Genomic DNA, 25,050 nt, shown 5'->3' with positions numbered 1-25,050 from the left:
ATGGCTTGCGAAAGCCGCCATGGCGGGGCACCGTCCCGAAATGGTGTTCCGGTCCCACATGCAGGCGGCGCTTGACGAGGCGCGGGCGGCGGCAGAGCGCGGCGAGGTTCCCGTCGGCGCGGTCATCATTTCGCCCGGCGGGCATCCGGTCGCGGCGGCCGGAAACCGCACGCGCGAACTGGCCGATCCGACCGCCCATGCCGAGATTCTGGCGATTCGCATGGCCTGCGCGATGGTCGGGTCCGAGCGGCTTGGCGGGCATGACCTTTATGTCACGCTCGAACCCTGCGCCATGTGCGCGGCGGCGATCGCGGCGGCCCGGATCGCGCGGCTCTATTACGGGGCGGCGGATCCGAAATCGGGCGGGGTGGCCCATGGGGCGCGGGTGTTTGCACATCCGCAGGCCCATCACCGCCCCGAGATCTACGACGGTATCGCAGCCGTCGAATCGGAACGGCTGTTGCGGGATTTCTTTGCCGGTCGCCGCGCGGACGTCTAGTGGCGCAGTTCCTCAAGGTAGATGCGCACCGCCTCCTGGATGTGGCGGAAGCGGTCGCCGCCCAGGTTCCTGCCGCCGAACCAGCGGGTGACGACGATCAGGTGATCGCGCAGATCCTCGCGTTCCAGCATGCGCAGGATCACCTGCCCGGCGCCGCTTTCGCCATCGTCGTTCTTGACCGGTCCGGCCCCGCTCAGCAGCAGGCCCCAGCTGTTGTGCGTGGCGCGGGCGAATTTCTTGCGCCGGCGCAGTTCCCCCAGAAGGGCGCGCGCCTGGTCTTCCGATTCGCAGGGCGCCCCGGCGACCGCGTATTTCGAGCCCCGGTCGCTGATGATGTTCTCGAGCACCAGCATTGCGGCCTCAGAGCGGAATCGGCCGCATCACGTCCGGTTCGATCACCGCAATTCCGGGCAGGCTCTTGACCAGTTCCGCGGCGGATTGTTCGAGCACCGGGAAGGTGCGGTAATGGCAGGGGATGATGGTGCGGAAATTGAACCAGCGCCGGGCGATATAGGCGACCTTGTCCATGTCCATGGTGAAATGGCCGCCCGCGCAGAGGATACCGATATCGGGTTTGTAGTAATCCGCAAACCATTCCATGTCGGCCATGATGTCGGTGTCGCCGCTCACATAGATCGTCTGCCCCTCGGCCGCGATCATGTAACCGACCTCGGACCCGGCCGGACGCAGCCCGGTTTCGTCCTGGATGGTCGAGGAATGCTGCGCCGTCACCATCGAGATCCGGATCCCGTCGAGCGTGATCGTGCCGCCCTTGTTGAAGCCGATGGTTTCGATCTTTTCGGTTTCGCTCCACAGATTCATGAGATCGAACTGCCCGATCACCGGGATGCCGTTCTCGCGCGCAAGGCGCAGGGTGTCGCTCATGTGGTCGAAATGGGCATGGGTCAGCAGGATATGGGTCGCGCCGTGCACCGCCGCCTCGTGCTGGTTGTCCGGCAGCATCGGATTGCCCGAAAGCCAGGGGTCGATCAGGATCACGAGGTCGCCGGTCTCGAGGCGAAAGCCCGAATGGCCGAGCCAGGTCAGTTTCATGTGTCATGTCCTCCACATGCAGGATTTCGGCGCAGCGTAGCACGCCCGGTCCCGGGATTCACACCGCCGAAAATGCGGGCCGGCGGGCGAAAACCTGCGTGGCCAAGACTTGCGGGGTTCCCGCGAGAGGGATAAACGCACAGGCAGGACCGGAACAGGTGAAATCAGGGGGTGCACCCATGGCGATCGACCAGAACACGCTTGCACGGGTGGCTGCGCTCGCAAGGATCCGCGTCACCGAAGAATCCGCGCCATTGCTGCTTGCCGAATTCAACCGGGTTCTCGACTTCGTCAGCCGGATGAACAGCGCCGATGTGGACGGTGTCGAGCCGATGACGGCGCCCGAGGTGCAGCGCCTTGCGATGCGCGCCGACGAGGTGACGGAGGGTGACAGCCAGACGGCGGTTCTCGCCCATGCCCCCGATGCCCGCGAGGGCTTTTTTGCCGTTCCGAAAATGGTGGAATGATGAACGATCTGAACCGGCTCGGGCTTTCTGAGGCCCGCGATACCCTGAAGCGCGGCGATGCGACCGCGGTTGATCTGACCCGGTCCTGCCTTGCCGCCATCGAGGCGGCGGGCGCGCTGAACGCGGTTGCCCATCTCAGTGCCGAAATCGCGCTGGACCGTGCCCGCGCCGCCGACGCGCGGCTTGCACAGGGCGACGCGCCCGACCTCTGCGGCGTGCCGATCGGGGTCAAGGACATGTTCTGCACGAAGGGCGTGCCGACGCAGGCGGCCAGCCGCATCCTTGAAGGATTCGTCCCCGATTACGAATCCACCGTCACGCAGAAGCTCGCCGATGCGGGCGCGGTGATGCTCGGCAAGCTGAACATGGATGAATTCGCCATGGGCGCCTCGAACGAGACGAGCGTGCACGGACCGGTCGTCAGTCCCTGGCGGCGCGGCGGCGACACAGAGGCGCTGTCGCCCGGGGGATCCTCGGGCGGTTCGGCGGCGGCGGTCGCGGCGGATCTCTGCCTGGCGGCGACCGGCACCGACACGGCGGGGTCGATCCGCCTGCCGGCGGCGTTCTGCGGCATTACCGGGCTCAAGCCGACCTGGGGGCGCTGCTCGCGCTGGGGGATGATCGCGCTCGCCTCGAGCCTCGACCAGGCCGGGCCGATGGTCAAATCCGTGCGCGATGCGGCGATCATGCTTGCGGCCATGGCCGGGCACGATCCCAAGGACAGCACGAGTTCCGACCGCGCGGTGCCCGATTACGAAGCCGCGCTCGGCGCCTCGGTCGCTGGCCGCACAATCGGCATTCCGCGCGAATATCGCACCGATTCCCTGACCGGCGAGGTTGACGAGCTCTGGCAGAAAGGTGCGGCGATTTTGCGGGATGCGGGCGCGAAGGTGGTCGAGATTTCGCTTCCCCATACGCAATATGCGCTGCCCGCCTATCACGTGATCGCCCCGGCCGAGGCCTCGTCGAACCTCGCGCGTTACGACGGGGTGCGCTTTGGCTATCGCGCAAGGCTCGCCCCCGGCGACAGCGTGAACGACATGTATGACAAGACCCGCGCCGAAGGATTCGGTCACGAGGTGCAGCGCCGCCTCATGTTCGGCACCTATATGCTGAGCGCCGAATGCTATGACTCCCATTACGAGCGCGCGCGAAAACTGCGCCGCCTCGTGCGCGGGGATTTCGATTCGGCCTTTGCCGGCGGTGTCGATGCGATCCTGACCCCGACCGCCGCTTCGGCGGCCTTTGCGCTTGGCGCGCATACGGGCGACGATCCGGTGCAGATGTTCGAGAACGATCTGTTCACCGTGCCCGCGAACCTCGCCGGCCTGCCCGCGATCTCGCTGCCGGGGGGACAGGATGGCGCAGGGCTGCCGCTCGGGCTGCAACTGATCGGCCGCCCCTGGGCCGAGGACGATCTGCTGAATCTCGCCTTCGTGCTCGAGGCCGGGGCGGGATTTGTGGCCAAGCCGGAAAGATGGTGGTAAATTCACTGCCAACTCGTATGAGAAACAGGACATCACCCATGCGTGCAGCCATCTGCATTCTGGCCCTCGGGCTCCTGGCCGCCTGTGATTATCCGGATGATCGCGGCGCGGGCTTCGGCGGCCCCAATTCCGCGCGCGAGCAGGAACTGACCGGCACCCAGTCGATGCAACTGCCGCAGGTTTCGACCGCGCCGCTGCCGGGGGGGAGCGATTCTCCCTCCGACATCGCTGCCCAGACCGCTGCCGCGCTCGCCGCGAGCTCGGGCGCGGGAGCAGGCGGCGCAGGGATCAATCCGATCGAAACCGGCGAGCCCCCCTCGGCCGTTCCGGGTTCTTCGATCATGGCGCCCGGCGCGTCGCAGACCCTTCCGGTGCCGAGCGTCAACCAGTTCGGCATCTCGCGCGAGAACGACTTTGACGCGGTGTCGGAAAGCCGCACCATCGAAAGCGACGCCGAACGCATCGCCCGCACCCGCGCCCAGTACCAGGTGGTGGAGCCGACCCCGCTCCAGCCCCGCCCGAGCGAGGCCCAGCCCGACATCGTGCGCTATGCCCTGAACACCCGGCATCAGCGCGGCACCAAGATGTATCCGCGCTCGCCAATCCGTCTGGGTGCCAAGGTCGAATCGCGCTGCGCTGCCTATCCTTCGGCGGATCAGGCGCAGATTGCCTTCCTCGCCAAGGGCGGCCCGGAGCGCGACAAGCTCGGGCTCGACCCCGACGGCGACGGTTTCGCCTGCGACTGGGATCCGGGCCCGTTCCGGCAGGCCGTGCACGCACAGAGTGACTGAGGCCCCATGCGCGCCCTGTCGGCCGGCCTCGCCGAATTTCGGCGCGCGCCGCGACGGGCTCCGGGCGCATCTCGTCGTGCTGCATTACACCGCGATGCAAAGCGCCGAAGCCGCCCGTGCCCGGCTTTGCGACCCGGCCGCCGAGGTTTCGGCGCATTACCTGATCGGTCGTGACGGACGGCTCTGGCCGCTGGTCGATGAAGCCGCCCGCGCCTGGCACGCGGGGCAGGGGGAATGGTCCGGGCAGGGCGACGTCAACTCGCGCTCGATCGGGATCGAACTCGACAACGGCGGTGATCACCCGTTCAGCGAACCGCTGATGACGACGCTGGAAGATCTGCTGGCCGGGGTGATGCGGCGCCATTCCATTCCGCCTGCGGGCGTGATCGGTCACTCCGACATGGCGCCCGGGCGCAAGCAGGATCCGGGCCCGCGCTTCGACTGGGCCCGGCTTGCGCGCCGCGGGCTCGCGCTTGCGCCCCGTGCCGGCCGGGCGCTGCCGCCCGATCCGGCGCGGTTTCGCGATATTGCGCAGAGCGCGGGATTCACCGCCCCGGCGGCGGATGCGGATTTGCTCGCGGCGGTGCGCCTGCGTCTGCGCCCCTCGGCTCGCGGCCCGCTTGCCATCGCCGACATGGCGGCGATCGACGGTTTCGCCCGCGCCCTGCCTTCATCGCAGATCTGACCGCTGCCCTTACCACCAACGCTTGTGACGGAAATAGGCCAGCATCCCGACCACCACCGCCACCATCAGTCCGAGCGCATAGGGATAGCCGAACCGCCAGTGCAATTCGGGCATGTTCCACGGGCTTTCGGTGTCGAAATTCATCCCGTAAAGCCCGGCCACGAAGGACAGCGGCATGAAGATCGTGGCGATGATGGTGAGCGTCTTCATGATGTCGTTCATGCGCTGGCTCACCGCCGAGAGATAGGTATCGAGCAGGCTCGAGGCCATCTCGCGATAGGTTTCCACCAGTTCGAGGGCGATCACGCCATGTTCATGGCAGTCGCGCAGATGCAGGCGGGTGATCTCCGAGACGAATGTCCCGTCGTGGCGCATGAGTTCGGCGATCATCTCGCGCTGCGGCCACCAGGCGCGGCGCATGAGCAGAAGCTCGCGCTTGATGTAATGGATGCGGTTGCGGGTTTCGGCATCCGGGTTGTCGAGGATCGCATCTTCCAGTTCCTCAAGCTCTCCGCCCAGTTGTTCGAGCAGCGGAAAACCCTCGTCCACGATCACGTCGAGCAGCGCGTAAAGCAGGTAATCGGAACCGAGCGTGCGGATCCGGCTGCCGCTGCGGATGCGCTGGCGCACCGGCTCGAACAGATCCGCGCCAATGGTGTCGATGCTGATGAGGTAATTCGGCCCGAGAAAGAAACTGACCGGATCGGCCCGAAGCCCGGTCCCGTCCGCCCGGTGGACATGGTCCAGCACCACGAACTGCTGCGCGCCGTAGGATTCGGCCTTGGCCCGCCCCTCGCGATGCAGGACATCCTCGAGCGCCAGCGGATGCAGGCCGAAATCGCGCCCCAGCGTCTCAAGCTGCGCCGGCGTCGGCAGCCCGCGAAGATGAATCCACCTGACCCCGGCCGCATCCGCCGGCGGCATGGGGCAATCGGCAAGCCGGGTATCGCGGTCCTCGCGCAGCATGTCGGCCCCGTAGCTCAGCATGTCGACGCGCGCCGGGGGCATCGGCGCCCGGGCGTCCCCGGGCGGCGCCGCCAGCGACCCCGGTGGTGCGCCGGGCCGGTAGCTGCCGCTGTGAAAGCGGCCCCTGCGCGGTATTGCGGAGCGCCTGGCCATCGCGGTCCTCATGAGCGGAGATGCCTTGAACGTGCCAGCCTGACACGAAAGCGTTTCCGCCGGCAAGCGGGACGCGCGCACCCATTGACGCGGCGCAAGCGGCATCGCATATCCCTGATGCGCGGAGGGCCGGGCGGCCGCTGGTGCGCAATTGCGCACGAGAGGAAAGTCCGGACTCCCTGAAGCAGCGGTGCCGGGTAACGCCCGGGCGGGGCAACCCGACGGAAAGCGCCACAGAAAACAGACCGCCCCGGGGGCAGCCTTCGGGGCAAGGGTGAAACGGTGGGGCAAGAGCCCACCGCGCCCCTGGCAACAGGGGCGGCACGGCAAGCCCCACCGGGAGCAATGCCAAATAGGATCCCCGCGCGGCCCGCGCCGCAGGGCCCGCTTCAGCCGGGGGATCGGGTTGGCAGCCAGAGGCCCGCGGCAACGCGCGCCCTAGAGGAATGGTCGCCCAGAGGGGTTCGCCCCCTGGACAGAATCCGGCTTACAGGCCCTCCGCGCATCATGAATCGTCCTTGACTCGCGCCTTGCGCCGGTTACAAGCCCCCCGAGGGAATTCACGAAAGACCAGTCGTCCGGGGCCATGCCCTCCAGCGCCGGCCTTTCGACGCAGGAGAGCAACCATGGCGAAGCCGACCACAATCAAGATCCGTCTGAACTCGACCGCGGGTACCGGACATTTCTACGTGACCAAGAAGAACGCGCGCACGATGACCGAAAAGATGACGGTCCGCAAATTCGACCCGGTCGTCCGCAAGCACGTGGAATACAAGGAAGGCAAGATCAAGTAAGGCTCCGGCCCGTCCCTGCGCCGACCTGTCTCGCCTCTTCCCGACCCCGAACCGCATCCTGACCCCGCCCGGGTCTGTCTTCTGGCCGGAAATATCCCGGGGTCCGGGGCAGAGCCCCGGCCGCGCCGGTCCGATCCGTCCCGCCATCCACACAGGTCCCGCCCGCGGCCGCCATACGGTCAGCGCGCGATGAGTCAGGGTGCGATGAGTCAGGCCGCGATGGGACGGGGCGCGATGATCTGCAGATCGGGCATCCGCTGCAGGCGCTCCATGTCCGCCTCGTAAAGCGCGCTCATCTCCTCGACCAGCATGGGGGTCCAGCCGGGCAGGTCGAGCTCCTCGTGAAACCTGTCCTCGAGCGCATGGCGCTCCATGATCCCGGCCATGATGCCCTCCCGCTCGGCTGCCGGCGCTGCGCGCAGGCGGCTGCGCACCTCCGTCGTCCCCGCTTCCGAGATGATGGCGCCGAGCAGGTCCGTCTCCCCCGCGACCATCGCATCATCCGGGAGCCCGGCAAAGGCCCGCAGGATCCGGCCCCAGATCAGCGGCGCGTCCTCGGAACACCAGAGCGTGATCGCCACATCCGGCGCCGCGTCCCGGATCCGCATCACCGTGTCCGACCAGCGCAGTTCGCGCGGATCGCGCCCGCCGAGCCGCGCCTCGATCTCGTCGTCCGGGCATTTCCCGAGCAGCGCGGGCAGCAGCGCCGCCGGGTTGCGGATGGCCATGAACAGCAGGATGCGGTCGGGGCCGAACGCCGCGCGCATCTGCGCCATACGTTGCGCCGCCAGCGGATAAAGCCGGCCCTGATCGAGCGTCAGGCGCGGCGAGCCGAAGAAATGCGGGTTGGAAAGCACGAGCCGGCGGGGCTGGTCCTGGTCCAGGATCGCATCCAGCAGCACCTCGCGCGCCCCCTCGGCCAGCGGCCCGGTCTCGAGCGCGCGGAAGGTTTCTTTCAGCAGCGTGCGATAACGTCCGGGCCCCGGAACGGAGATACCCGCGCGGTGGAAATCATCCTTGTTGCGCAGCAGGGATTTCATCAGCCGATCTTCTTCGGTGTGATGAACGCCGGGGTGAAAGACGATCTCCATCGGCTGCGGAATCCTGGCTGGACAATGGGAAGCGGGCAGGCGCCCCTTCGCCTAGCGGCTTGCCCGGGGACCGTCAATGCCGGCGGCCGGGCCGACGGTGACGGCCACCGCTTTCCCTCCGCCCGGTGCCGGCACCCCTGTCGCTGCGTCAGCGGGTGCTCGCTATTGATTTTGAAAAATCGCCCGGTCAAGATGTTTCAAACGGGGAGAGCCATGCAGCACGAGACGGCCAACCAACACGCAGGCGCTCGTCCGCCGGTTCTCGAGGTCCGGGATCTCCGCAAGAAATTCGGGGGTCTGCGCGCGCTCGACGGCTGTTCCCTGTCCGTGGAGGAAGGCACGATCACCGGGCTGATCGGTCCCAACGGGGCTGGCAAGACCACGCTTTTCAATGCGATCACCGGGTTCTTCCGCCCCGACTCCGGGCGCGTTCTGACGGACGGGCACGACATCACCAGCCTGCCGCCGCACCGGGTGTTCCGGCGCGGCATCTGCCGGACGTTCCAGATCCCGCGTGAACACGGCACCATGACGGTGCTCGAAAACCTGATGCTGGTCGCCCCCGACCAGGCCGGAGAGCGGTTCTGGAACTGCTGGTTCCGCCCCGGGCTCGTGCGCAGGCAGGAGCGTGAAATCCGCGACCGCGCCATGGAGGTGCTCGAATTCGTCGATCTCGCCCGGCTCTCGGACGAATATGCCGGGCGGCTGTCGGGCGGGCAGAAAAAGCTGCTGGAGCTTGCCCGCACGCTCATGGCCCGGCCGCGTCTCGTGCTGCTGGACGAACCGGCGGCGGGGGTGAACCGCACGCTGATGAAAAAGCTGGCCGAGAACATCGAATATCTCCGCCGCGAGCGGGGCATCACCTTTCTCCTGATCGAACATGACATGGATCTGGTGATGCATCTCTGCGATCCGGTGATCGTGATGAGCGAAGGCCGCCACCTGATGCAGGGCCATCCCGAAGACGTGCGCAGCGATCCCCGCGTGCTCGAAGCCTATCTCGGCGGCCAGTACGGGGCCCGCGACGGCGGGGGGAACGGAGGGCGCCATGGCGCTGCTTGAGGTCCAGTCGATCACGGCGGGCTATGGCGACACCGAGATCCTGCGCGATGTGTCGATGGAGGTGCGCGCGGGCGAGATCGTCTCGATCATCGGCCCGAACGGTGCCGGTAAATCGACCCTGATGAAGACGGTGTTCGGCCTGCTGCACCCGCGCCGGGGCAAGGTCGTTTTCGATGGCGAGGATGTCTCGGCGCTGCCGCCCTATCGCATCGTCGAGCGCGGCATGTGCTATGTGCCGCAGGTGGCCAACGTGTTCACGGAACTCAGCGTTTCCGAAAATCTCGAGATGGGGGCGTTCCTCGCGAAAAAGGGCGATATCGAGGCCCGCAAGGAGCGTATCTACGACTATTTCCCGCGTCTGAGGGAACGCCGCCACCAGCGGGCAGGCAAGATGTCGGGGGGCGAGCGCCAGATGGTCGCCATGGGCAGCGCGCTCATGCTCGACCCGAAACTCGTGCTGATGGACGAACCCTCGGCCGGGCTTTCGCCCAAGATGGTCGGCGTGATCTTCGAACAGATCCGCCAGATCAATGATTCCGGCCCGGCGATCCTGATCGTCGAGCAGAACGCGCAGCTTTCACTCAGGATGTCGGATCGCGGCTATGTGCTGGCAAGCGGAGAGAACCGCTTCGAGGGCACGGGCCAGGAACTGCTGAGCGATCCCGAGGTGGCGCGGCTCTATCTCGGCGGCTGACGCGGGGCGGGACATGCACGGGCGGACATGACCAGAAGGGAGGAGCAAGGATGAGCATGGAGAACACGCCGGACAGCGCGCTGCACCGCTCTGCCGACGACCGCTCCCTTGGGGAGCGCATCGGCTCGATGCTGCGCAGCCGCGCCACGCTTGCCGTGGTGCTGGCGCTCACCCTCGTCCTGTTCTGGTTGCTGGGATGGCGGCAGGGCGCATCCGGGGCGGACCTGCTGTCGCTCACGGTCTGGGGCGTGATGCTTGGCGGGATCATCGCGCTCGGGGCGATCGGGCTCACGCTGGTTTACGGGGTGCTGAAATTCCCGAACTTTTCCCACGGGGCGCTGGTCACGCTTGGCGCCTATGCGGCCTTTACCATCGCATCCTACCTGCCGCAGGGGCCGATCCTGCTGCCGTTTTCCTTTGGCTGGGAACTTCTGGCCGCGATGGTTCTGGCCATGCCGGTGGTGTCGCTGATCGCGCTTGCGGTCGACCGGGTGCTGTTCCGTCCGCTGCGCCGCCGCGATGCCTCGCTCGTGCTGCTGGCCATGGCCTCGCTGGCGGCGATGTTCTTTCTGCGCAGCGCAATCTATCTGATCTGGGGGCCCGATTTCCTGTTCTATTATCCCGGGCGCTCGAACCCGGCGCTGCATCTGCCCTTCGGGCTGCGGCTGCAGGCGGATCAGATCTTCGTTTTCGTCCTGGCCATGATCCTGGTCGCGCTCACCTGGTTCCTGCTCGAACGCACCCGCATGGGCAAGGCGATGCGCGCCACATCGAACAACCCCGACCTTGCGCAGGTGCGCGGCATCAACACCGAGCGGGTGATCGCCTGGACCTGGATCCTGGGAGCAAGCCTCGCCGCGGCTGGCGGTGTCATGTACGGGCTTGCCTCGCAACTGCGCCCCGAGATGGGCTTCTGGCTGCTGCTGCCCATGTTCGCCGCCGCGATCATGGGCGGACTGGGGAGCCCCATGGGCGCGATCGCGGGGGCGGTGATCATCGGCATTGCCCAGCAGGTCTCATCGTCCTTCATCAACCCGGCCTACGGGCCCGGGGTCGCCTTCGTGCTGCTGGTGGTGGTGCTGGTGCTGCAGCCGCGCGGCCTGTTCGGGCGGGGAGGGATCTGACATGGAGCCGATCGACCTTGCCCGCGCCGCCTTCCTCTTCCTGCCGCTGCTGCTGTTTGCCATTCTCGTGATCCCGGGGCGCCCGGTCGTGCGTTTCGTGATCGCGGTGATCCTGGCCGCCGCCGTGGCGCTGATCCTGCCGATGGCCGTGCCGCGGGGGATGCTGACCTATCTTGCATCCTTTTCGACCATGGCGGGGATCTACGCGATCCTCAGTCTTGGCCTGAACAGCCAGTGGGGGCTGACGGGGCATGTGAACTTCGGCATCGCCGGCTTTTTCGCGGTCGGCGCCTTCACCTCGGCCCTGTTCACGACCTCGATGCCGGAGGGGGCGCTTGCGGCCTATTCGCAGCAGGCCTTCGGGCTGGAATGGCCGTTCCTGGCCGGGGTTCTCATGGGCGGAGCGGTGTCGGCGGTGGTCGGGTTCCTGATCGCGATTCCCGTGCTGCGGCTGCGCACCGATTTCCTGGCCATCGCCACGCTCGGCATCGCCGAGGTGATCCGGTTCATCTTTCAGAACGAGCGCTGGCTCGCGAACGGTCCCCAGCCCATGCGCGGCATTCCACGCCCGCTCGACTGCCTGTTCACGGATCCGGTCTGTTCCTGGCTGCCGGGCCGTGTGGCCGAGTGGCTGTCACCGCTCAGCCCGCGCGATTACGTGTTTTTCTATCTGGTCGTCGTGGCGCTCGTCGTCACCGTGACCTATCTCGCGCTCGAGCGGATCTCGCGCGCGCCCTGGGGGCGGATGCTGCGCGCCGTGCGCGACGAGGAAGCCTCCGCCGCCATGAACGGCAAGAACGTGACGCTGCGGCGCATCGAATCCTTTGTCGTCGGCAGCTTCATCATGGGGGTGGGCGGCGCCGTCTACGCGCATTTCGTGGTCAGCATCGACTACAGCCATTTCAACCCGCTGTTTGCGACCTTCATCATCTGGGTGATGCTGATGCTTGGTGGCAGCGGCAACAACAAGGGCGCGATCCTCGGGGCCTTTGCGGTCTGGGGTGTCTGGAGCGGCGCGGCCTTCATGATCGACATGGCGAGCCCGGCATTGCAGGCGATCTCGCCCGATCTGCCGTCGCGCGGCGCCTATCTGCGCTGGATCCTGGTGGCGATCATGCTTGCGGCCATCGTCCTGTTCCGCCCGCAGGGGATCCTGCGCGAACGCAAGCGGGTCTCGGATTTCATCCCCCGCGACTGATGCGGGCAGATGGCCGGCGCAGCCGCCGACATGGAAAGGGCGCCCCGATCCAGAGCGCCCTTTCCCGATCCTGATACGGACGATTGCCCACCCGTGGCCTATTCCTCGGGGATGTCTTCCGCCTTGACGATCATCACCGTCTCGTCGCCGTCCTCGGTGAACTTCCAGATCGCGACGGGGGTCTTCACGTCGCCGTTCTGGTCGAAATCGACCGAGCCGCCGGCGCCCACATAGTCGATGTCCTGCCCGTCCCTGATCATCTGCAGCGCCTTGGTGATTTCCGCCTGGCTGCCGCCGATGATCCGCTCGCCCGGCGGATTCGCGATCGGGCGCAACTGGTCGGCGAGCACCCTACCGGTGATCTCGGACGCATCGGTGATCCCGTCGGCGATGGCCTTGGCGAGTGCCAGCCCGATCACCATGCCGGCATCATAGGTGGTTTCGGTAAAGGGCGGGATACGGTCGTGGCTGAACGCCGCCTTGTAGGAGTCGACGAAGCTCTTGTAGCTTTCCGATTCCGGGTCGGCCGAAGGCACCGTGCCGAGCTTGCCGGCCAGTTCCGCGCCGCCCACGGCATCCAGAACTTCGCTCGAGCGGTTCGCATCGGTGAACTGCCAACTCGTGAACTGGAAGATGTCGCGGCTTTCCTTGAGGATCGCGGCCGTATGTGCCGGATAGGTCGGCAGGAACAAGAGGTCGGGCTTGTCCTTCAGGGCGGCGGAGAGCTGCGAACGATAGGTCGGCTGCACCTCTTCGGGGTGGGCAACCTGCGCCAGAACCTTGCCGCCGCGCTTTTCGAACGCATCCGCGAAGGCGTTGGACAGCCCCTGCCCATAGGGGTTGTTGATATAGATCGTCGCGGCCGTCGCGAACTTGTAATCCTCCATGACGTTGCCTGCGGCCAGATCGGCGGCAACCACACCCTGCAAGAGGTCGGAGGGACTCGTGCGGAACAGAAGGTCGGCGCCCTCATCCTCGGGCAGCACCGAAACCAGCGGCGACGTGGTGCCGTTGCCGACCTGCAGCACCCCCGACGGAATCGTGACCGAGGTCGCCACCGCCACGGTGACGCCGCTCGACCAGGCGGCGACGATCGCCGGCACGCCGTCGGCCTCGACCAGCTTGCGCGCGGCCTCGATCGCCGGGGTCGGCAGGGTGTTGGAATCCTCGGCGATGTGTTTCGAGACGATCGGCCCGCCGAAGACCTCTTTCGCGGCCTCGTTCACCTGCATCAGCGCAAGCCCGACCGCATCGCGATAGAAATTCCCGTATTCGGCGGCCGAGCCGGTAAAGGCCACCACCTGGCCGATCGGCACCTGCGGCGGCGCGCTCTGCGCCCAGAGCGGGGTGCCGAATGTCGTGCTGAGCGTGACAAGGCCGCCGGCCGCCCCTGCGGTCTGCATGAACTGGCGCCGTTTCGGATCTTCGGGTCTGTTCCGGTTTGTCGTGTTCCGGGTCATTGTGATGTTCCCTCCTGTTGCAGGACGCCGTTCCCGGAGCCGGAATGGAGCGGGCTTGCGACGCCTGGAGTATCCGTTAGAATAGCAGGTCAAGCTGGTTTCCCCAAAGATCTTTCACCCGCAGGAGGCAAGCCCCCGGGGCCCGTCTCAACCGCTGCACCCGGCGGCCTGCGGATCGGGCGCGGCCGTGCGCCGACAGCGCCTTTCGCGGCCCTGCCACAGGAAAGATTCTGCACCATCGCGGAAGGAAATGAGATAAGGCGGGGACCATCGCGCGTTCCGCCTTCGCGGGCGGTCGTGCCCGGCCGGTTACAGGAGGATCCCGATGAGCGCCAAGGAAAATCTTCGCCGACTGGCCTGGCCCGGTGCTCTCATGGTGCTTGCGATCGGGCTCATGTTCAACCGCGAGCGGCTGGCGCATCCGTTCGAGCAGGGCGAATTCGTGATGCTCGGCATCACCGCGCTGTCCTATTTCGCCGCGGCCTGGCTGCTCAGCCGGATTCTCGCGCTGGTCTTCGACCAGACCCCGATCCGGGCCAAGCGTTACCCGCGCCTGCTGACCGATCTGATCGCGGCGATCCTGTTCTTCATTGCGCTCGTCGCCACCATTTCGCTGTTCCTGGGAAAGGGCGGCTTCGGGGCGCTGGCCGGTTCGGGTCTGGTCATCGCCATGCTGGGTTTCGCGATCCGCAACGTGGTGGCGGACACGCTTTCGGGGATCGCGCTGGGCGTCGAGGGGCCGTTCCGCATCGGCGACTGGATCGAGATCGACGGCGTGGTGCGGGGGCGCGTGATCGAGATCGGCTGGCGCACGACGCGCATCCTGACCCGGAACTCGGTCTATGCGATCCTGCCCAACAGCCAGATCGCGCGCCAGCGCATCACCAACTATTCCGCCCCGAAGCCGAAATACCGCGCGCAGATCGAAATCACCCTGGATCACGCGCTGGCGATCGCCGAGGCCCGCCGCCTGATGCTCGAGGCGCTGCGGGAGGCGAAACTGATCGAACAGGATCCGCCGCCCGACGTGCGCGTGCGTGCCTATGACGGCGATGGCATCACCTATGCCGTGCGCTACTGGCTGACACGGTTCGAGCGGGACACGGATTGCCGGGACGAGGTCTATGGCCTGATCGACGCCGCCCTGCGCGAAACCGGCCGCGCCGGGCCCTGCCAGCGCATCGAACTGGTGCGCGGGCTGCCGGTCCGGGACAGGGGGGCCACAGCGGGCAATACGGGGGATGCCTCCGGCTGATGCCGCCCGGACGATCGCGGCCACGCGGCCGGCACCATGCAAGCATTGCCGTGCAAGCATTGCCGCGCAAGCATGGGTGCAAGGATCCGGGGGGCGGCGCTTCGAATAGGTATTTGCAACACCGATTTCACATCTTATGATTGGTCACGTCAATGTTTCGAGGATCGGTCATGCGTCTTGCGGCTTTCACGGATTACGGTCTGCGCATCCTCATGCGGCTTGCCCATTCGCCGGAGCGGCGCTTCAGCACCGCCGAGCTCGCCGCCGAGTTCCAGGTGTCGCAGCATCATCTGACCAAGGTCGCGCAGGACCTCGCCCGGGGCGGCTTCGTCACCACGCAGCGGGGCAGCGGCGGCGGGCTGATGCTGGCGCGGGATGCGCAGAGCATCCGGCTGGGCGAGGTGGCGCGGCATCTCGAGCGCCGCTTCGCGCTGGTCGAATGTTTCCGCGCTGACGGTGGCGAATGCGTGCTGCGCTCCGGCTGCCGCCTGCGGGCCCGTCTTGCCGCGGCCCGCGAGGCGTTCTTCGACGAACTGGACCGCGGCACCATCAGCGATTGCGCCTGGAGCGCGGAGCCCGCCTGACCGGCAGCAAGAAGGAGACAGCCATGACCCGGATCGCAATTTCCGACGGACGGATCGAGGTCGATGCCGAAACCGTCGCCCAGGGGCTGCATATCGACGCCGAGGCGCTCCGCGAGGGGATGCGCGAGGGCACCATCACGAGCCGCTTCGAGCGGGGCGAGGGCGAGGATAAGGGCCGCCTGCGTGTGACGTTCTTTTCACCCCGGCGCCGGTTGCGCATCACTGCCGACCAGGCGGGAAATGTGTTGAGCTGCAGCGCCGTGGATTACACGAAACGCCCGCCGCTCTAGCCTGCTCAAGCGGCGCCGTCGCATATTCGGTTCAACGCTCGGGCGGGCTCCATTCCGGGGGACGCTCGTCCCGCCGGCGCAGCCGCAGTGCAAGCCCGAGCCCGACCCCGACGCCGATGGCCACGGTCAGATCCGCAAGCACCGTCAGCACGAGCGTCAGCCCGAGCAGCACCTGATCCGAACGCCGCGCCCGAAGGTGGCGGCCCCATTTGCCGGGCTCGCTCATGTTCCAGGCGGTCAGCACAAGCAGCGCGGCAAGCGCGGGCATGGCAAGGTGCCCGGCAAGATCCGCCCCGAACAGCATCACCAGCAGGATCACCAGCGCATGGGTGATCCCGGCCACGGGCGTCAGCCCCCCGGCGCGGATATTGGTCGCGGTGCGGGCAATGGCCCCGGTCGCCGGCAGCCCGCCGAACAGGGCCGAGCCGATATTGGCCGCCCCTTGCGCCAGCACCTCGGCATTGGGGCGGTGGTGGCCCGCGATCATGCGGTCGGCGACCATGGCCGACAGCAGCGATTCGACCCCGGCGAGGAAGGCGATGACCAGCGCCGAGGGCAGCAGTTCGATCATCCGGCCGGGTGAAAGCGCGGGCAGGGCGGGCATCGGCAGGCGCGAGGGCAGCGCGCCGAAGCGGCTCATGATCGTGTCCACCGGCAGCCCGGCCAGCGCCACCATGAGCGAGGTCGCCGCGATGGCGAGGATCAGCCCCGGAAATCGCGGCGCGACGCGGCGCAGGACGACGATCAGCACCAGCGTGGAAAGGCCGATGGCGGTTGCCGGCCCGCTCCAGGTCGCGCGCGCGGCCCAGAGCCCGGTGACGGTTTCGAGGAAATTCGCCGGCGCCTCGGCCAGGGTGAAGCCGAACAGATCCTCGATCTGGCTGGCGGCGATGATGATGGCGATGCCGATGGTAAAGCCGTTCACCACCGGCTCTGGCACATAGGCGATCAGGTTCCCGGCGCGCAGGAACCCGGCCAGCAGCAGGATGCCTCCGGCCATGAAGGTCGCGAGCACCAGCCCGTCGTAACCGTGCTGCTGGATCACGCCAAAGACGACGACGATGAAGGCACCCGTCGGCCCGCCGATCTGCACCCGGCTGCCACCGAGCAGCGAGATCAGGAACCCGGCAATGATCGCCGTCATGAGCCCGTCGGCCGGCTCGGCCCCCGAGGCGATGGCGATGGCCAGGCTGAGCGGCAGCGCGACCATGGCGACCGTGAACCCGGCGATCAGGTCGGCGCCGAACTGGCGGCCGTCATAGCGGGCCAGCGTGGTCAGGATCTTGGGTTTCATGATAATGGCTTAGCGTGAAACGTCGGCGTCCCCAAGGCGGGCGATGCTGGACCTGGCCCGGGGGGGCGCGGGAAGGGGCGGGGCATGCGTGGCCGTCAGCCGAAGGCTGGCACCCCGGCCGGGTCGCGCCCGAACATAGCCATCTGCAGGCTGCGCGCGATCCGCTCGGCCCGGATCATCAGATAATCGACCGCCTGCGGCGTCGGCGCGGTGTCTTCGAGCGTGGCCCGGAACAGGCCGAGCCAGATGCGGAAATCCTCCGGCGTCACCCCGACGCCCACCAGTTTCAGATGCGCGGGCATGGGCTGGCCGGAATAGATCCCCGCATTCAGCGCCACCGAGGCCCAGAACGCCTTCATCTGCACGAGATGGGCATCCCAGCCGTCGCCGATTTCACCGTCGAAGATCGGGCCGAGCCGGGCATCGGCGCGGATGCGGGTATAGAATTCGTCAACCAGCGTCGAAAGATAGGGCTCGTCAATCCCGATTTCCGCAGCAGATTCGCGGATTTGGGCCCGCTTTTCGGCGCTGTAGCCATGAACTGCCTTGACTGTCTGCGCTGCCACCGATCACTCTCCTGCCGGGTTGCGGGTAACGAAAGCCGCCGCGCCCTTCTTGCTCACCAGCGGGCACGACGGCTTTCCTGCGCCCGCTCGGACTTGGCGCCTTTGCGGGCCGGAGCAATGCTCCTGTGCCGGATAGTAGGGCCGATAACCGGTATTGTAAATACCTGTTCCGGGCCAACCCGGATCCGGGCCGGCATTTCCGGTTGTCGGCGCGGACAACCCCCGAGGGAACCGGGGGCCGGGATTTGGGGTTTTCTTTTGGAGGCCGCGCGCGCACCATCGGATCCGGGAACCCGTCGTCTCCGAGCGCCGGATCAGATCGAGATAGAGGAGCACCCATGACCCGATCCAGAATCGCCGCCGCCTTCGGCCTTGTCGTCGTCACCGCGACGGCCGCGCAGGCCGACATCACCGTATCCTCGAAGATCGACACCGAAGGCGGGTTGCTTGGCAACATGATCGCGCTTGCGCTCGAGAATGCCGATCTGCCGGTCGAGCGCCGGCTGCAGCTTGGCGGCACGCAGGTGGTGCGCGAGGCGATCCTTGCCGACCAGATCGACATCTATCCCGAATATACCGGCAACGGCGCTTTCTTTTTCAACGAAGACGACAGCGATATCTGGAAGGATGCGGCCAAGGGCTATGAACGTGTCCGCGATCTGGACGGGGAGCAGAACGCCATCGTCTGGCTGACGCCGGCCCCGGCGAACAACACCTGGGCCATCGCGACGACCGGAGCGGTCGCCGAGGAAAACGGGCTCTCGACCATGAGCGATTTCGGCAAATGGGTGACCGACGGGGGCGACGTGCGGCTTGCGGCCTCGGCCGAGTTCGTCTCCTCGCCCGCGGTTCTGCCCGCCATGCAGGAGGTCTATGGCTTTGATCTGGGCGAAAATCAGGTCGTGATCCTTTCGGGCGGCGATACGGCCGCAACCATCAAGGCAGCGGCGCAGGGCACTTCCGGTGTCAATGCGGCGATGGTCTACGGCACCGACGGAGGGATTGCGCCGGCCGGGCTCGTGGTGATGGAGGACGACAAGGGCGTGCAGCCGGTCTATGCGCCGGCCCCGGTCGTGCGGGCCGAGGTGCTCGAGGAATATCCCGCGATTGCCGATGTGCTCGGCCAGGTGTTCGAGACGCTCGACATGGAAGTGCTGCAGGAGCTGAACGGGCGTATCCAGGTCGGTGGCGAGGGGGCCGAGGCGGTGGCGCGGGACCATCTCGTTCAGATCGGGGTTCTTGACTGACGCCGCCCCCGCCGCCGGCGCGGAGGGGCGCGCGTCCGCGCTTTCGCCGCCGGGGGTGCTGTTTGCCCTGTTCGGTGCCGGGGCGCTGCTGCTGCCGTTCCTGACCCTGCGCGCGAACCGTATCGTCGCGGGCGAGGGCGTTGCCCCCTGGGATGTCGCCGGATCGCTGCCGGTTGCGCTGTCGCTGCTGGGGATCGGCGCCGGGCTGCTCGGCGGAGTGCTGCCGCGCCCGGCTTCGCTGCGGCTCGGGGCGAGCCTTGTCGCCCTTGCCGGGCTCGTGCTGCTGCTGGTCGCGGGGACGCGGGGGCTGCTTGACGGGGCGGATGACCTTGCGCGGGTGTCGCCGGCGGCCGGGTTCTGGTGCCTTCTGGCGGCGGCGGTGCTGCTCATGGCGGATGCGCTTGCCGCGATGCGGCCCGGGCCCTGGCCGCGGCTTGTCATCCTCGGTGCCGTGCTCGGGACGCTCGGGGCGCTGCTTTGGTCCGGGGCGCTCGACCAGTTGTCGCCGATGCAGGAATATCAGGGCCGGGCCGATGATTTCCGCCGCGCGACCCTGCGCCATGCAGAGCTTTCGCTTGGTTCGCTCGCGGCGGCGGCGCTGATCGGCTTTCCCCTTGGCGCGCTTTCATTCCGCCACGCGCGGCTGCGGGCCATGGTGCTCCCGCTGCTCAGCTTTCTGCAGACGATTCCCTCGCTTGCCATGTTCGGGATCATGATCCCGGTGCTTGGCTGGGTCGCGCTCAGCATTCCCGGTGCACGCCAGTTCGGGATTTCGGGCATCGGTTTCGCCCCCGCCTTCTTTGCGCTGCTGCTGTATTCATTGCTGCCGGTCGCGGCGAATACGGTCGCCGGGCTCGGCGCGGTGCCGCCGGCCAGCATCGAGGCCGCGCGCGGCATGGGCATGACCCGCTGGCAGCGGTTCCGCATCATCGAATTCCCGCTCGCGCTGCCGGTGATCCTCGCGGGGCTGCGCATCGTGCTGGTGCAGAACATCGGCCTTGCGGTCATCGCCGGGCTGATCGGCGGCGGCGGTTACGGCACCTTCGTCTTTCAGGGCCTGAACCAGAGCGCGACCGACCTTATCCTGCTCGGGGCGCTGCCGACGGTGCTCATGGCGCTGGTGGCGGCGGTGGTCATGGATATCGTCGTGGAGCTTGCGCAGCCGCGGATGAAACGGGAGTGAGGCCGACATGAGCCGGATCGAGATCGACCGCATCACCAGGGTTTACGGCGCCGTGAAAGCCGTGGATTCCGTTTCCATGGTGATCGACTCCGGCACCATCACGGCCATTGTCGGCACTTCGGGGTCGGGCAAGACCACGCTTCTGCGCATGATCAACCGATTGGTCGAGCCCAGCGCGGGCGAGGTGCGCATCAACGGCGAGCCGACGCGCGCCATCGCCCCGCATCTGCTGCGCCGGCGCATCGGTTACGTGATCCAGGGCCACGGGCTGTTTCCGCATCAGACGGTGGCGCGCAACATCGCCGCCGTGCCGCGCCTGCTCGGCTGGCCGGCAGCCCGGATCGAGGCGCGGGTGGATGAGCTTCTGACCTTGTTCGGCATGGACCCGGCCGGGTTCCGCGACCGCTATCCGCAGGAGCTTTCGGGCGGGCAGGCGCAGCGCGTGGGGGTGGCGCGCGCGCTGGCCTCGCGGCCCGATCTGCTGCTCATGGACGAACCCTTCGGCGCGCTCGATCCGATCATCCGCACCCGCGCGCAGGAGGATCTTCGGGGCATCCAGCGCCATCTCGGCTCGACCATCGTGCTGGTGACCCATGACATGGACGAGGCGATCCGCCTTGGCGACCGCGTTGGCGTCATGGATCAGGGGCGGCTCGTGCAATACGGCACGCCCGAAGAGATCGTCGCCCGCCCCGCAACCGGTTTTGTCGCCGACATGGTGGGCGATGCCGAACGGCCGATGCGCCTGCTGTCGCTGATCCCGGTCGCCGACCTGACCGAGCCCGGCCGGGCCGAGGGCGACACCCTGCCCGAAACCGCAAGCCTGCGCGATGCGCTGTCCGCCTGCCTCTGGTCGGGGCGCAGCGCCGTGCCGGTCGAGCGCGACGGGCGCTGCGTCGGGCGGGTCACGCTCGAGGCGATCCGCCACCGGGTCGAACAGCATGTCTGAGCCCGCAACCGCCGCCCCCGCGCCGCCGCGCCGACTGCTGCGCCCGGCGAATATCCTGCGCATGGCGCTGGTTGTGTTCCTGCTCGGGCTCGTGCTGGCGCCGGACGGGTTCACCTGGCTGTTCGCGCCCTTCGCGCCCCGGCCCGAGGCGGCGATCTATGCCCGCACCTCGATCCTGTCGCTGTCGCTGAACCACCTGCTGCTGGTCGCGCTGGCAAGCCTTGCGGCGACGCTTGTCGCGGTTTCGCTCGCGGTGTTCGTGACCCGCCCGTCGGGTGCCGCCTTCCGCCCGCTGTCGCGCACCATCACCAATATCGGCCAGTCCTTTCCGCCGGTGGCGGTGCTGGCGCTTGCGGTCCCGGCGCTCGGCTTTGGCGCGTGGCCGACGCTGGTGGCGCTGTTCCTCTACGGGCTGTTGCCGATCTTTGAAAATTCGCTGACCGCGTTCACGACGCTGCCGCCCCGCACCATGGAGGCCGCGCGCGGCATGGGGCTGGACCGGATGCAGCGGCTTTTTCAGGTGGAGCTGCCGCTTGCCGCGCCGGTGATCCTGGCCGGGGTGCGCGTGTCGGTGATGATTTCGCTCGGCACGGCGACCATCGGATCGACCGTGGCCGCGCGCACCCTGGGCGAGCCGATCATCGCCGGGCTGCTGACCAACAACACGGCCTATGTGCTTCAGGGCGGGCTGATCGTCGGGCTGTTCGCGGTGCTGATCCACGACGCCTTCGTACAGCTTGAAAACCGCCTGTCGCGCCGCGGCCGGGCGCAGGGCAGGGCCGCGGCCTGAGCCGGTTCCTCAGAGCGCGAGAACGGGAACGATCTGCTTCTTGCGGCTGACAATTCCGGGCAGCAGCACGGCGTCGCCCTCGACCTGCACGCCAAAGCTCTTTTCCGCACAGCCGCGCACGACGTCGTTCGGGATCAGGAGCGTGGCCTGCTCGTTCAGGATATCGACCACGAACAGCAGCACCTCGTCGGCGCCGTCATCCGCCGCCACCGCGCCCATGGCGCCGATCAGCCCGGCCTTGCGCGCCAGCACCGTGTCGGGCGATGTGGTTTCCAGAACCGAGACCCGGAACGTCTTGCCGCCGACCTCGTATTTCTTGGAATCCATCTTCAGCAGATCGGCATCCGAAAAGCGCGACACGTCGGATTTCGCAGCGAACATCCGCGCCACGTAATCATCGACGTCGATGCCGAGATCCGCGGCGAGCGATTCGGCCACCGTCCTGTCGTGATCGGTGGTGGTGGGCGAGCGGTAATGCATCGTGTCCGAGAGGATGCAGCTCAGCATCGCGCCCTTGAGCGCATCCGGCATCCGCGCCATGTCCCCGGGGCCGATCAGGTCGTGCATGATGGTCGCGGTGCAGGCGAGCGGGCGCATGGTGATGTCGATCGGCCCCTTCGTCACCAGCCCGCCGGCCAGCTTGTGATGGTCGATGATCGCCTGCACGTCGGCGTTGTTGATGTTGTCGGGAAGTTCCCCCGGATTGTTGGTATCGACCACCACGCAGGCAGCGCCATCCGCCACATCCGTGACGATTTCCGGTTTTTCGAGCCCCCAGTGATCCAGCATGAAGGCCGCCTCGGTATTCGGCGCGCCAAGCAGCACGGCGCGGGCCGGGGTGCCTTTCACCTCGGTCAGATACCAGGCCCAGATCAGCGGCGAACCGGTGGAATCGGTGTCGGGTGCCTTGTGGCCGAAAACCAGGATTGTCATGGGCGGGTTTCCCTCGTGACTGAAACTCTGCGCCTTATAGAAAGCCGCCGCCGCCTTGTCACGGGCGCCTTGTCACGGGGTCGTCACCGGTCGTTGCGGGCAGGCAACATGCGGGCAGGGGCGGCGGGCGCGCTTCATGCGGAAAACAGGGGCAAATTGCCCGACCGGATGCTTGACAGGAGCGGTGATCTTGCGTAAGCGAAAACCTGTTATCACTCTGATGCGGAGAGTGCTAACAGCGCCGCTGGAAACAGGGCGCCAGGAGATTAACAACCTTTGAGCCAAGGAGCTGCAAAGATGGCATTCACTCCCCTTCATGACCGTGTGCTGGTCCGTCGCGTGGAAAGCGAAGAAAAGACCTCCGGCGGGCTGATCATTCCCGACACCGCCAAGGAAAAGCCCGCCGAGGGCGTCGTGGTTGCCGTGGGCGAAGGTGCCCGCGACGAAAGCGGCAAGCGCATCACGCCTGATGTCAAGGAAGGCGATCGCGTCCTGTTCGGCAAGTGGTCGGGCACGGAGATCAACCTTGATGGTGAAGAACTGCTCATCATGAAGGAAAGCGACATCATGGGAATCATCGGTGGCGGCAAGGCTGCGAAAGCTGCCTGAACACTGCCCCTTTCCTGATCCCTCAACCTTCGGCTGAATTCGAGGAGCATATCGAAAATGGCTGCAAAAGACGTAAGATTTGATACCGACGCCCGCAACCGGATGCTGAAAGGCGTCAACATCCTGGCCGATGCGGTCAAGGTCACGCTCGGCCCCAAGGGCCGCAACGTGGTGATCGACCGTTCCTTCGGCGCGCCGCGCATCACCAAGGACGGCGTTTCGGTCGCCAAGGAGATCGAACTCGAGGACAAGTTCGAGAACATGGGCGCGCAGATGGTGAAGGAAGTCGCCTCGCGCACCAATGACGAGGCCGGCGACGGCACCACCACCGCCACCGTTCTTGCCCAGGCGATCGTCCGCGAAGGGCTGAAATCGGTTGCCGCCGGCATGAACCCGATGGATCTGAAGCGCGGCATCGACCTTGCCACCACCGCCGTGGTCGAGCAGATCAAGACGGCTGCCCGCGACGTGTCCGACAGCGCCGAAGTCGCGCAGGTCGGCACCATTTCCGCCAACGGCGAGGCCGAGATCGGCCGTCAGATCGCCGACGCGATGCAGAAGGTCGGCAACGAGGGTGTGATCACCGTCGAGGAGAACAAGGGCCTCGAGACCGAGACCGAAGTGGTCGAGGGCATGCAGTTCGATCGCGGCTATCTTTCGCCCTATTTCGTCACCAACGCCGACAAGATGACCGTCGAGCTCGAGGATTGCATGATCCTGCTGCACGAGAAGAAGCTCTCGAGCCTGCAGCCCATGGTTCCGCTGCTTGAATCCGTGATCCAGAGCCAGAAACCGCTCCTGATCATCGCCGAGGATGTCGAGGGCGAGGCGCTCGCGACCCTCGTGGTCAACAAGCTGCGCGGCGGTCTCAAGATCGCAGCGGTCAAGGCGCCGGGCTTTGGTGACCGCCGCAAGGCCATGCTGCAGGATCTCGCCATCCTGACCGGCGGCCAGGTGATCAGCGAAGAGCTGGGCATGAAGCTCGAGAATGTCACCATGGACATGCTCGGCCAGGCCAAGAAAGTGTCGATCACCAAGGACGAGACCACCGTGGTCGACGGTGCCGGCGCCAAGTCGGAGATCGAGGCCCGCGTCGCCCAGATCCGCCAGCAGATCGAGGACACCACCAGCGACTACGACCGCGAGAAGCTGCAGGAGCGCGTCGCCAAGCTCGCCGGCGGTGTGGCCGTGATCCGCGTCGGCGGCATGACCGAGGTCGAGGTGAAAGAGCGCAAGGACCGCGTCGATGACGCGCTGAACGCCACCCGCGCGGCCGTGCAGGAAGGCATCGTCGTCGGCGGCGGCGTGGCGCTGATCCAGGCCGGCAAGGCGCTTGAAAGCCTGAAGGGCGAGAACAACGACCAGAACGTCGGTATCGGCATCGTGCGCAAGGCGCTCGAGGCGCCGCTGCGCCAGATCGCCGAAAACGCCGGCGTCGATGGTTCGGTGGTCGTGGGCAAGATCCACGAAAGCAACGATCCGAAGTTCGGCTTCAACGCGCAGACCGAAGAATATGGCGACATGTTCAAGTTCGGCGTGATCGACCCGGCCAAAGTGGTGCGCCACGCACTGCAGGACGCGGCCTCGATCGCCGGCCTGCTGATCACCACCGAAGCCATGGTCGCCGACAAGCCGCAGAAGGATGGCGCCGGTGCCGGTGCCGGCGGCATGGGTGACATGGGCGGCATGGGCGGCATGATGTAATCCGCTACGCCTGTCGCGACATCGGGGGCCGTCCTTTCGGGGCGGCCCCTTTCTTTTGGCGGCCGTTTCATCCTTGGCGGGGGCGGATGGCGGCTCTTTCCAGCCGTGTGCAAACGGCCTAT

The 25,050-nt window shown here is 66.9% G+C and carries 27 protein-coding genes and 1 other RNA gene; 20 read left to right on the top strand and 8 right to left on the bottom strand.

Features of this window, described 5'->3' with window-relative positions; genetic code table 11:
- Positions 1-40: 40 nt before the first annotated feature.
- The gene (locus tag B0B01_RS04810) at positions 41-499 is read left to right on the top strand and encodes a nucleoside deaminase (protein ID WP_076650059.1); all 459 of its coding nucleotides are present in this window, start codon (positions 41-43) and stop codon (positions 497-499) included.
- On the opposite strand, the gene B0B01_RS04805 is transcribed toward B0B01_RS04810, so the two are convergent.
- A complete protein-coding gene (locus B0B01_RS04805) occupies positions 496-852 on the bottom strand; it encodes a YigZ family protein (RefSeq protein WP_076648155.1) in 357 nt (118 codons plus the stop codon). The two genes, B0B01_RS04810 and B0B01_RS04805, sit on opposite strands and share 4 nt — an antisense overlap.
- A gap of 7 nt (positions 853-859) precedes the next feature.
- Positions 860-1,552, bottom strand: a complete 693-nt coding sequence (locus tag B0B01_RS04800; protein WP_076648152.1) for a metal-dependent hydrolase — start codon at positions 1,550-1,552, stop codon at positions 860-862.
- A 179-nt stretch (positions 1,553-1,731) separates the two neighbouring features.
- Here B0B01_RS04800 and gatC point away from each other — a divergent pair, with 179 nt between their 5' ends.
- From gatC to B0B01_RS04780, 4 genes are read left to right on the top strand one after another with little or no spacing between them, the layout of a single operon-like run.
- Complete coding sequence (gene gatC, locus B0B01_RS04795) at positions 1,732-2,019, top strand: Asp-tRNA(Asn)/Glu-tRNA(Gln) amidotransferase subunit GatC (RefSeq protein ID WP_076648149.1); 288 nt, start codon at positions 1,732-1,734, stop codon at positions 2,017-2,019.
- On the top strand, positions 2,019-3,506 hold the full coding sequence (gene gatA, locus B0B01_RS04790) for an Asp-tRNA(Asn)/Glu-tRNA(Gln) amidotransferase subunit GatA (protein ID WP_076650058.1): 1,488 nt from the start codon (positions 2,019-2,021) through the stop codon (positions 3,504-3,506). The genes gatC and gatA overlap by 1 nt, the downstream gene beginning before the upstream one ends.
- Positions 3,507-3,544: 38 nt before the next feature.
- Positions 3,545-4,297, top strand: coding sequence for a hypothetical protein (locus tag B0B01_RS04785; protein ID WP_076648146.1), 753 nt, complete (start codon positions 3,545-3,547; stop codon positions 4,295-4,297).
- Positions 4,290-4,982: an N-acetylmuramoyl-L-alanine amidase gene (locus B0B01_RS04780; protein WP_076648143.1), complete on the top strand. Its 693-nt coding sequence runs from the start codon at positions 4,290-4,292 to the stop codon at positions 4,980-4,982. The genes B0B01_RS04785 and B0B01_RS04780 overlap by 8 nt, the downstream gene beginning before the upstream one ends.
- A 9-nt stretch (positions 4,983-4,991) precedes the next feature.
- Here B0B01_RS04780 and corA read toward each other — a convergent pair whose 3' ends face one another.
- Positions 4,992-6,101, bottom strand: a complete 1,110-nt coding sequence (gene corA / locus B0B01_RS04775) for a magnesium/cobalt transporter CorA (RefSeq protein WP_159438958.1) — start codon at positions 6,099-6,101, stop codon at positions 4,992-4,994.
- A 121-nt stretch (positions 6,102-6,222) separates the two neighbouring features.
- Here corA and rnpB point away from each other — a divergent pair.
- Positions 6,223-6,607, top strand: an RNA gene (gene rnpB, locus B0B01_RS04770) — RNase P RNA component class A.
- Between the two features lie 120 nt (positions 6,608-6,727).
- Complete coding sequence (rpmG, locus tag B0B01_RS04765; RefSeq protein ID WP_076648137.1) at positions 6,728-6,895, top strand: 50S ribosomal protein L33; 168 nt, start codon at positions 6,728-6,730, stop codon at positions 6,893-6,895.
- A gap of 209 nt (positions 6,896-7,104) precedes the next feature.
- Here the strand turns inward: rpmG and B0B01_RS04760 are convergent, their stop codons facing one another.
- The gene (locus tag B0B01_RS04760; protein ID WP_076648134.1) at positions 7,105-7,986 is read right to left on the bottom strand and encodes a hypothetical protein; all 882 of its coding nucleotides are present in this window, start codon (positions 7,984-7,986) and stop codon (positions 7,105-7,107) included.
- Positions 7,987-8,199: 213 nt separating this feature from the next.
- Here B0B01_RS04760 and B0B01_RS04755 point away from each other — a divergent pair, with 213 nt between their 5' ends.
- The 4 genes from B0B01_RS04755 to B0B01_RS04740 are packed head-to-tail and all read left to right on the top strand — an operon-like array spanning position 8,200 to position 12,064.
- Positions 8,200-9,048 (top strand): ABC transporter ATP-binding protein, encoded by an 849-nt coding sequence (locus B0B01_RS04755; RefSeq protein ID WP_076648131.1) that lies wholly within the window; start codon positions 8,200-8,202, stop codon positions 9,046-9,048.
- Positions 9,035-9,742 carry an ABC transporter ATP-binding protein gene (locus B0B01_RS04750; RefSeq protein ID WP_076648127.1) on the top strand — a complete coding sequence of 236 codons (708 nt, stop codon included), beginning with the start codon at positions 9,035-9,037 and terminating at the stop codon, positions 9,740-9,742. Before B0B01_RS04755 ends, B0B01_RS04750 begins: the two co-directional genes overlap by 14 nt.
- Positions 9,743-9,792: 50 nt before the next feature.
- Positions 9,793-10,866: a branched-chain amino acid ABC transporter permease gene (locus tag B0B01_RS04745; RefSeq protein ID WP_083946047.1), complete on the top strand. Its 1,074-nt coding sequence runs from the start codon at positions 9,793-9,795 to the stop codon at positions 10,864-10,866.
- A 1-nt stretch (position 10,867) separates the two neighbouring features.
- Complete coding sequence (locus tag B0B01_RS04740) at positions 10,868-12,064, top strand: branched-chain amino acid ABC transporter permease (protein WP_200805405.1); 1,197 nt, start codon at positions 10,868-10,870, stop codon at positions 12,062-12,064.
- 98 nt (positions 12,065-12,162) lie between these two features.
- On the opposite strand, the gene B0B01_RS04735 is transcribed toward B0B01_RS04740, so the two are convergent.
- Positions 12,163-13,467, bottom strand: coding sequence for an ABC transporter substrate-binding protein (locus B0B01_RS04735; protein WP_159438957.1), 1,305 nt, complete (start codon positions 13,465-13,467; stop codon positions 12,163-12,165).
- A gap of 382 nt (positions 13,468-13,849) precedes the next feature.
- Between B0B01_RS04735 and B0B01_RS04730 the strand changes: the two genes are divergently transcribed.
- From B0B01_RS04730 to B0B01_RS04720, 3 genes are all read left to right on the top strand, one after another.
- Complete coding sequence (locus B0B01_RS04730) at positions 13,850-14,779, top strand: mechanosensitive ion channel family protein (RefSeq protein WP_083946045.1); 930 nt, start codon at positions 13,850-13,852, stop codon at positions 14,777-14,779.
- A gap of 170 nt (positions 14,780-14,949) precedes the next feature.
- Positions 14,950-15,363 carry an RrF2 family transcriptional regulator gene (locus B0B01_RS04725; protein WP_076648118.1) on the top strand — a complete coding sequence of 138 codons (414 nt, stop codon included), beginning with the start codon at positions 14,950-14,952 and terminating at the stop codon, positions 15,361-15,363.
- A gap of 23 nt (positions 15,364-15,386) precedes the next feature.
- Positions 15,387-15,653, top strand: coding sequence for a DUF6522 family protein (locus tag B0B01_RS04720; RefSeq protein ID WP_076648114.1), 267 nt, complete (start codon positions 15,387-15,389; stop codon positions 15,651-15,653).
- Positions 15,654-15,684: 31 nt separating this feature from the next.
- Here B0B01_RS04720 and B0B01_RS04715 read toward each other — a convergent pair whose 3' ends face one another.
- Positions 15,685-16,947 (bottom strand): SulP family inorganic anion transporter, encoded by a 1,263-nt coding sequence (locus tag B0B01_RS04715; RefSeq protein WP_076648111.1) that lies wholly within the window; start codon positions 16,945-16,947, stop codon positions 15,685-15,687.
- A 95-nt stretch (positions 16,948-17,042) separates the two neighbouring features.
- A complete protein-coding gene (locus B0B01_RS04710) occupies positions 17,043-17,513 on the bottom strand; it encodes a group III truncated hemoglobin (protein ID WP_076648108.1) in 471 nt (156 codons plus the stop codon).
- A 338-nt stretch (positions 17,514-17,851) separates the two neighbouring features.
- Here B0B01_RS04710 and osmF point away from each other — a divergent pair, with 338 nt between their 5' ends.
- The 4 genes from osmF to B0B01_RS04690 are packed head-to-tail and all read left to right on the top strand — an operon-like array spanning position 17,852 to position 21,682.
- Entirely contained in the window at positions 17,852-18,760 is a 909-nt protein-coding gene (gene osmF / locus B0B01_RS04705; protein ID WP_076648105.1) for a glycine betaine ABC transporter substrate-binding protein OsmF, read from the top strand.
- The gene (locus B0B01_RS04700) at positions 18,753-19,943 is read left to right on the top strand and encodes an ABC transporter permease (protein ID WP_076648103.1); all 1,191 of its coding nucleotides are present in this window, start codon (positions 18,753-18,755) and stop codon (positions 19,941-19,943) included. The genes osmF and B0B01_RS04700 overlap by 8 nt, the downstream gene beginning before the upstream one ends.
- A gap of 7 nt (positions 19,944-19,950) precedes the next feature.
- The gene (locus B0B01_RS04695) at positions 19,951-20,892 is read left to right on the top strand and encodes an ABC transporter ATP-binding protein (protein WP_076648100.1); all 942 of its coding nucleotides are present in this window, start codon (positions 19,951-19,953) and stop codon (positions 20,890-20,892) included.
- Positions 20,885-21,682, top strand: a complete 798-nt coding sequence (locus B0B01_RS04690) for an ABC transporter permease (protein WP_083946043.1) — start codon at positions 20,885-20,887, stop codon at positions 21,680-21,682. The genes B0B01_RS04695 and B0B01_RS04690 overlap by 8 nt, the downstream gene beginning before the upstream one ends.
- A gap of 9 nt (positions 21,683-21,691) precedes the next feature.
- On the opposite strand, the gene B0B01_RS04685 is transcribed toward B0B01_RS04690, so the two are convergent.
- Positions 21,692-22,615 carry a manganese-dependent inorganic pyrophosphatase gene (locus B0B01_RS04685; protein WP_076648097.1) on the bottom strand — a complete coding sequence of 308 codons (924 nt, stop codon included), beginning with the start codon at positions 22,613-22,615 and terminating at the stop codon, positions 21,692-21,694.
- A 297-nt stretch (positions 22,616-22,912) separates the two neighbouring features.
- Between B0B01_RS04685 and B0B01_RS04680 the strand changes: the two genes are divergently transcribed.
- Both B0B01_RS04680 and groL read left to right on the top strand, forming a co-directional pair.
- Positions 22,913-23,224 carry a co-chaperone GroES gene (locus tag B0B01_RS04680; protein ID WP_076648094.1) on the top strand — a complete coding sequence of 104 codons (312 nt, stop codon included), beginning with the start codon at positions 22,913-22,915 and terminating at the stop codon, positions 23,222-23,224.
- A 57-nt stretch (positions 23,225-23,281) separates the two neighbouring features.
- Complete coding sequence (groL, locus tag B0B01_RS04675) at positions 23,282-24,928, top strand: chaperonin GroEL (RefSeq protein ID WP_076648090.1); 1,647 nt, start codon at positions 23,282-23,284, stop codon at positions 24,926-24,928.
- Positions 24,929-25,050 lie beyond the last annotated feature (122 nt).

The organism is Pontibaca methylaminivorans (assembly GCF_900156525.1).
Lineage (GTDB): Bacteria > Pseudomonadota > Alphaproteobacteria > Rhodobacterales > Rhodobacteraceae > Pontibaca > Pontibaca methylaminivorans.
The sequence above is the reverse complement of the archived record's forward strand: the minus strand, read 5'-3'. Positions and strand labels throughout refer to the sequence as shown.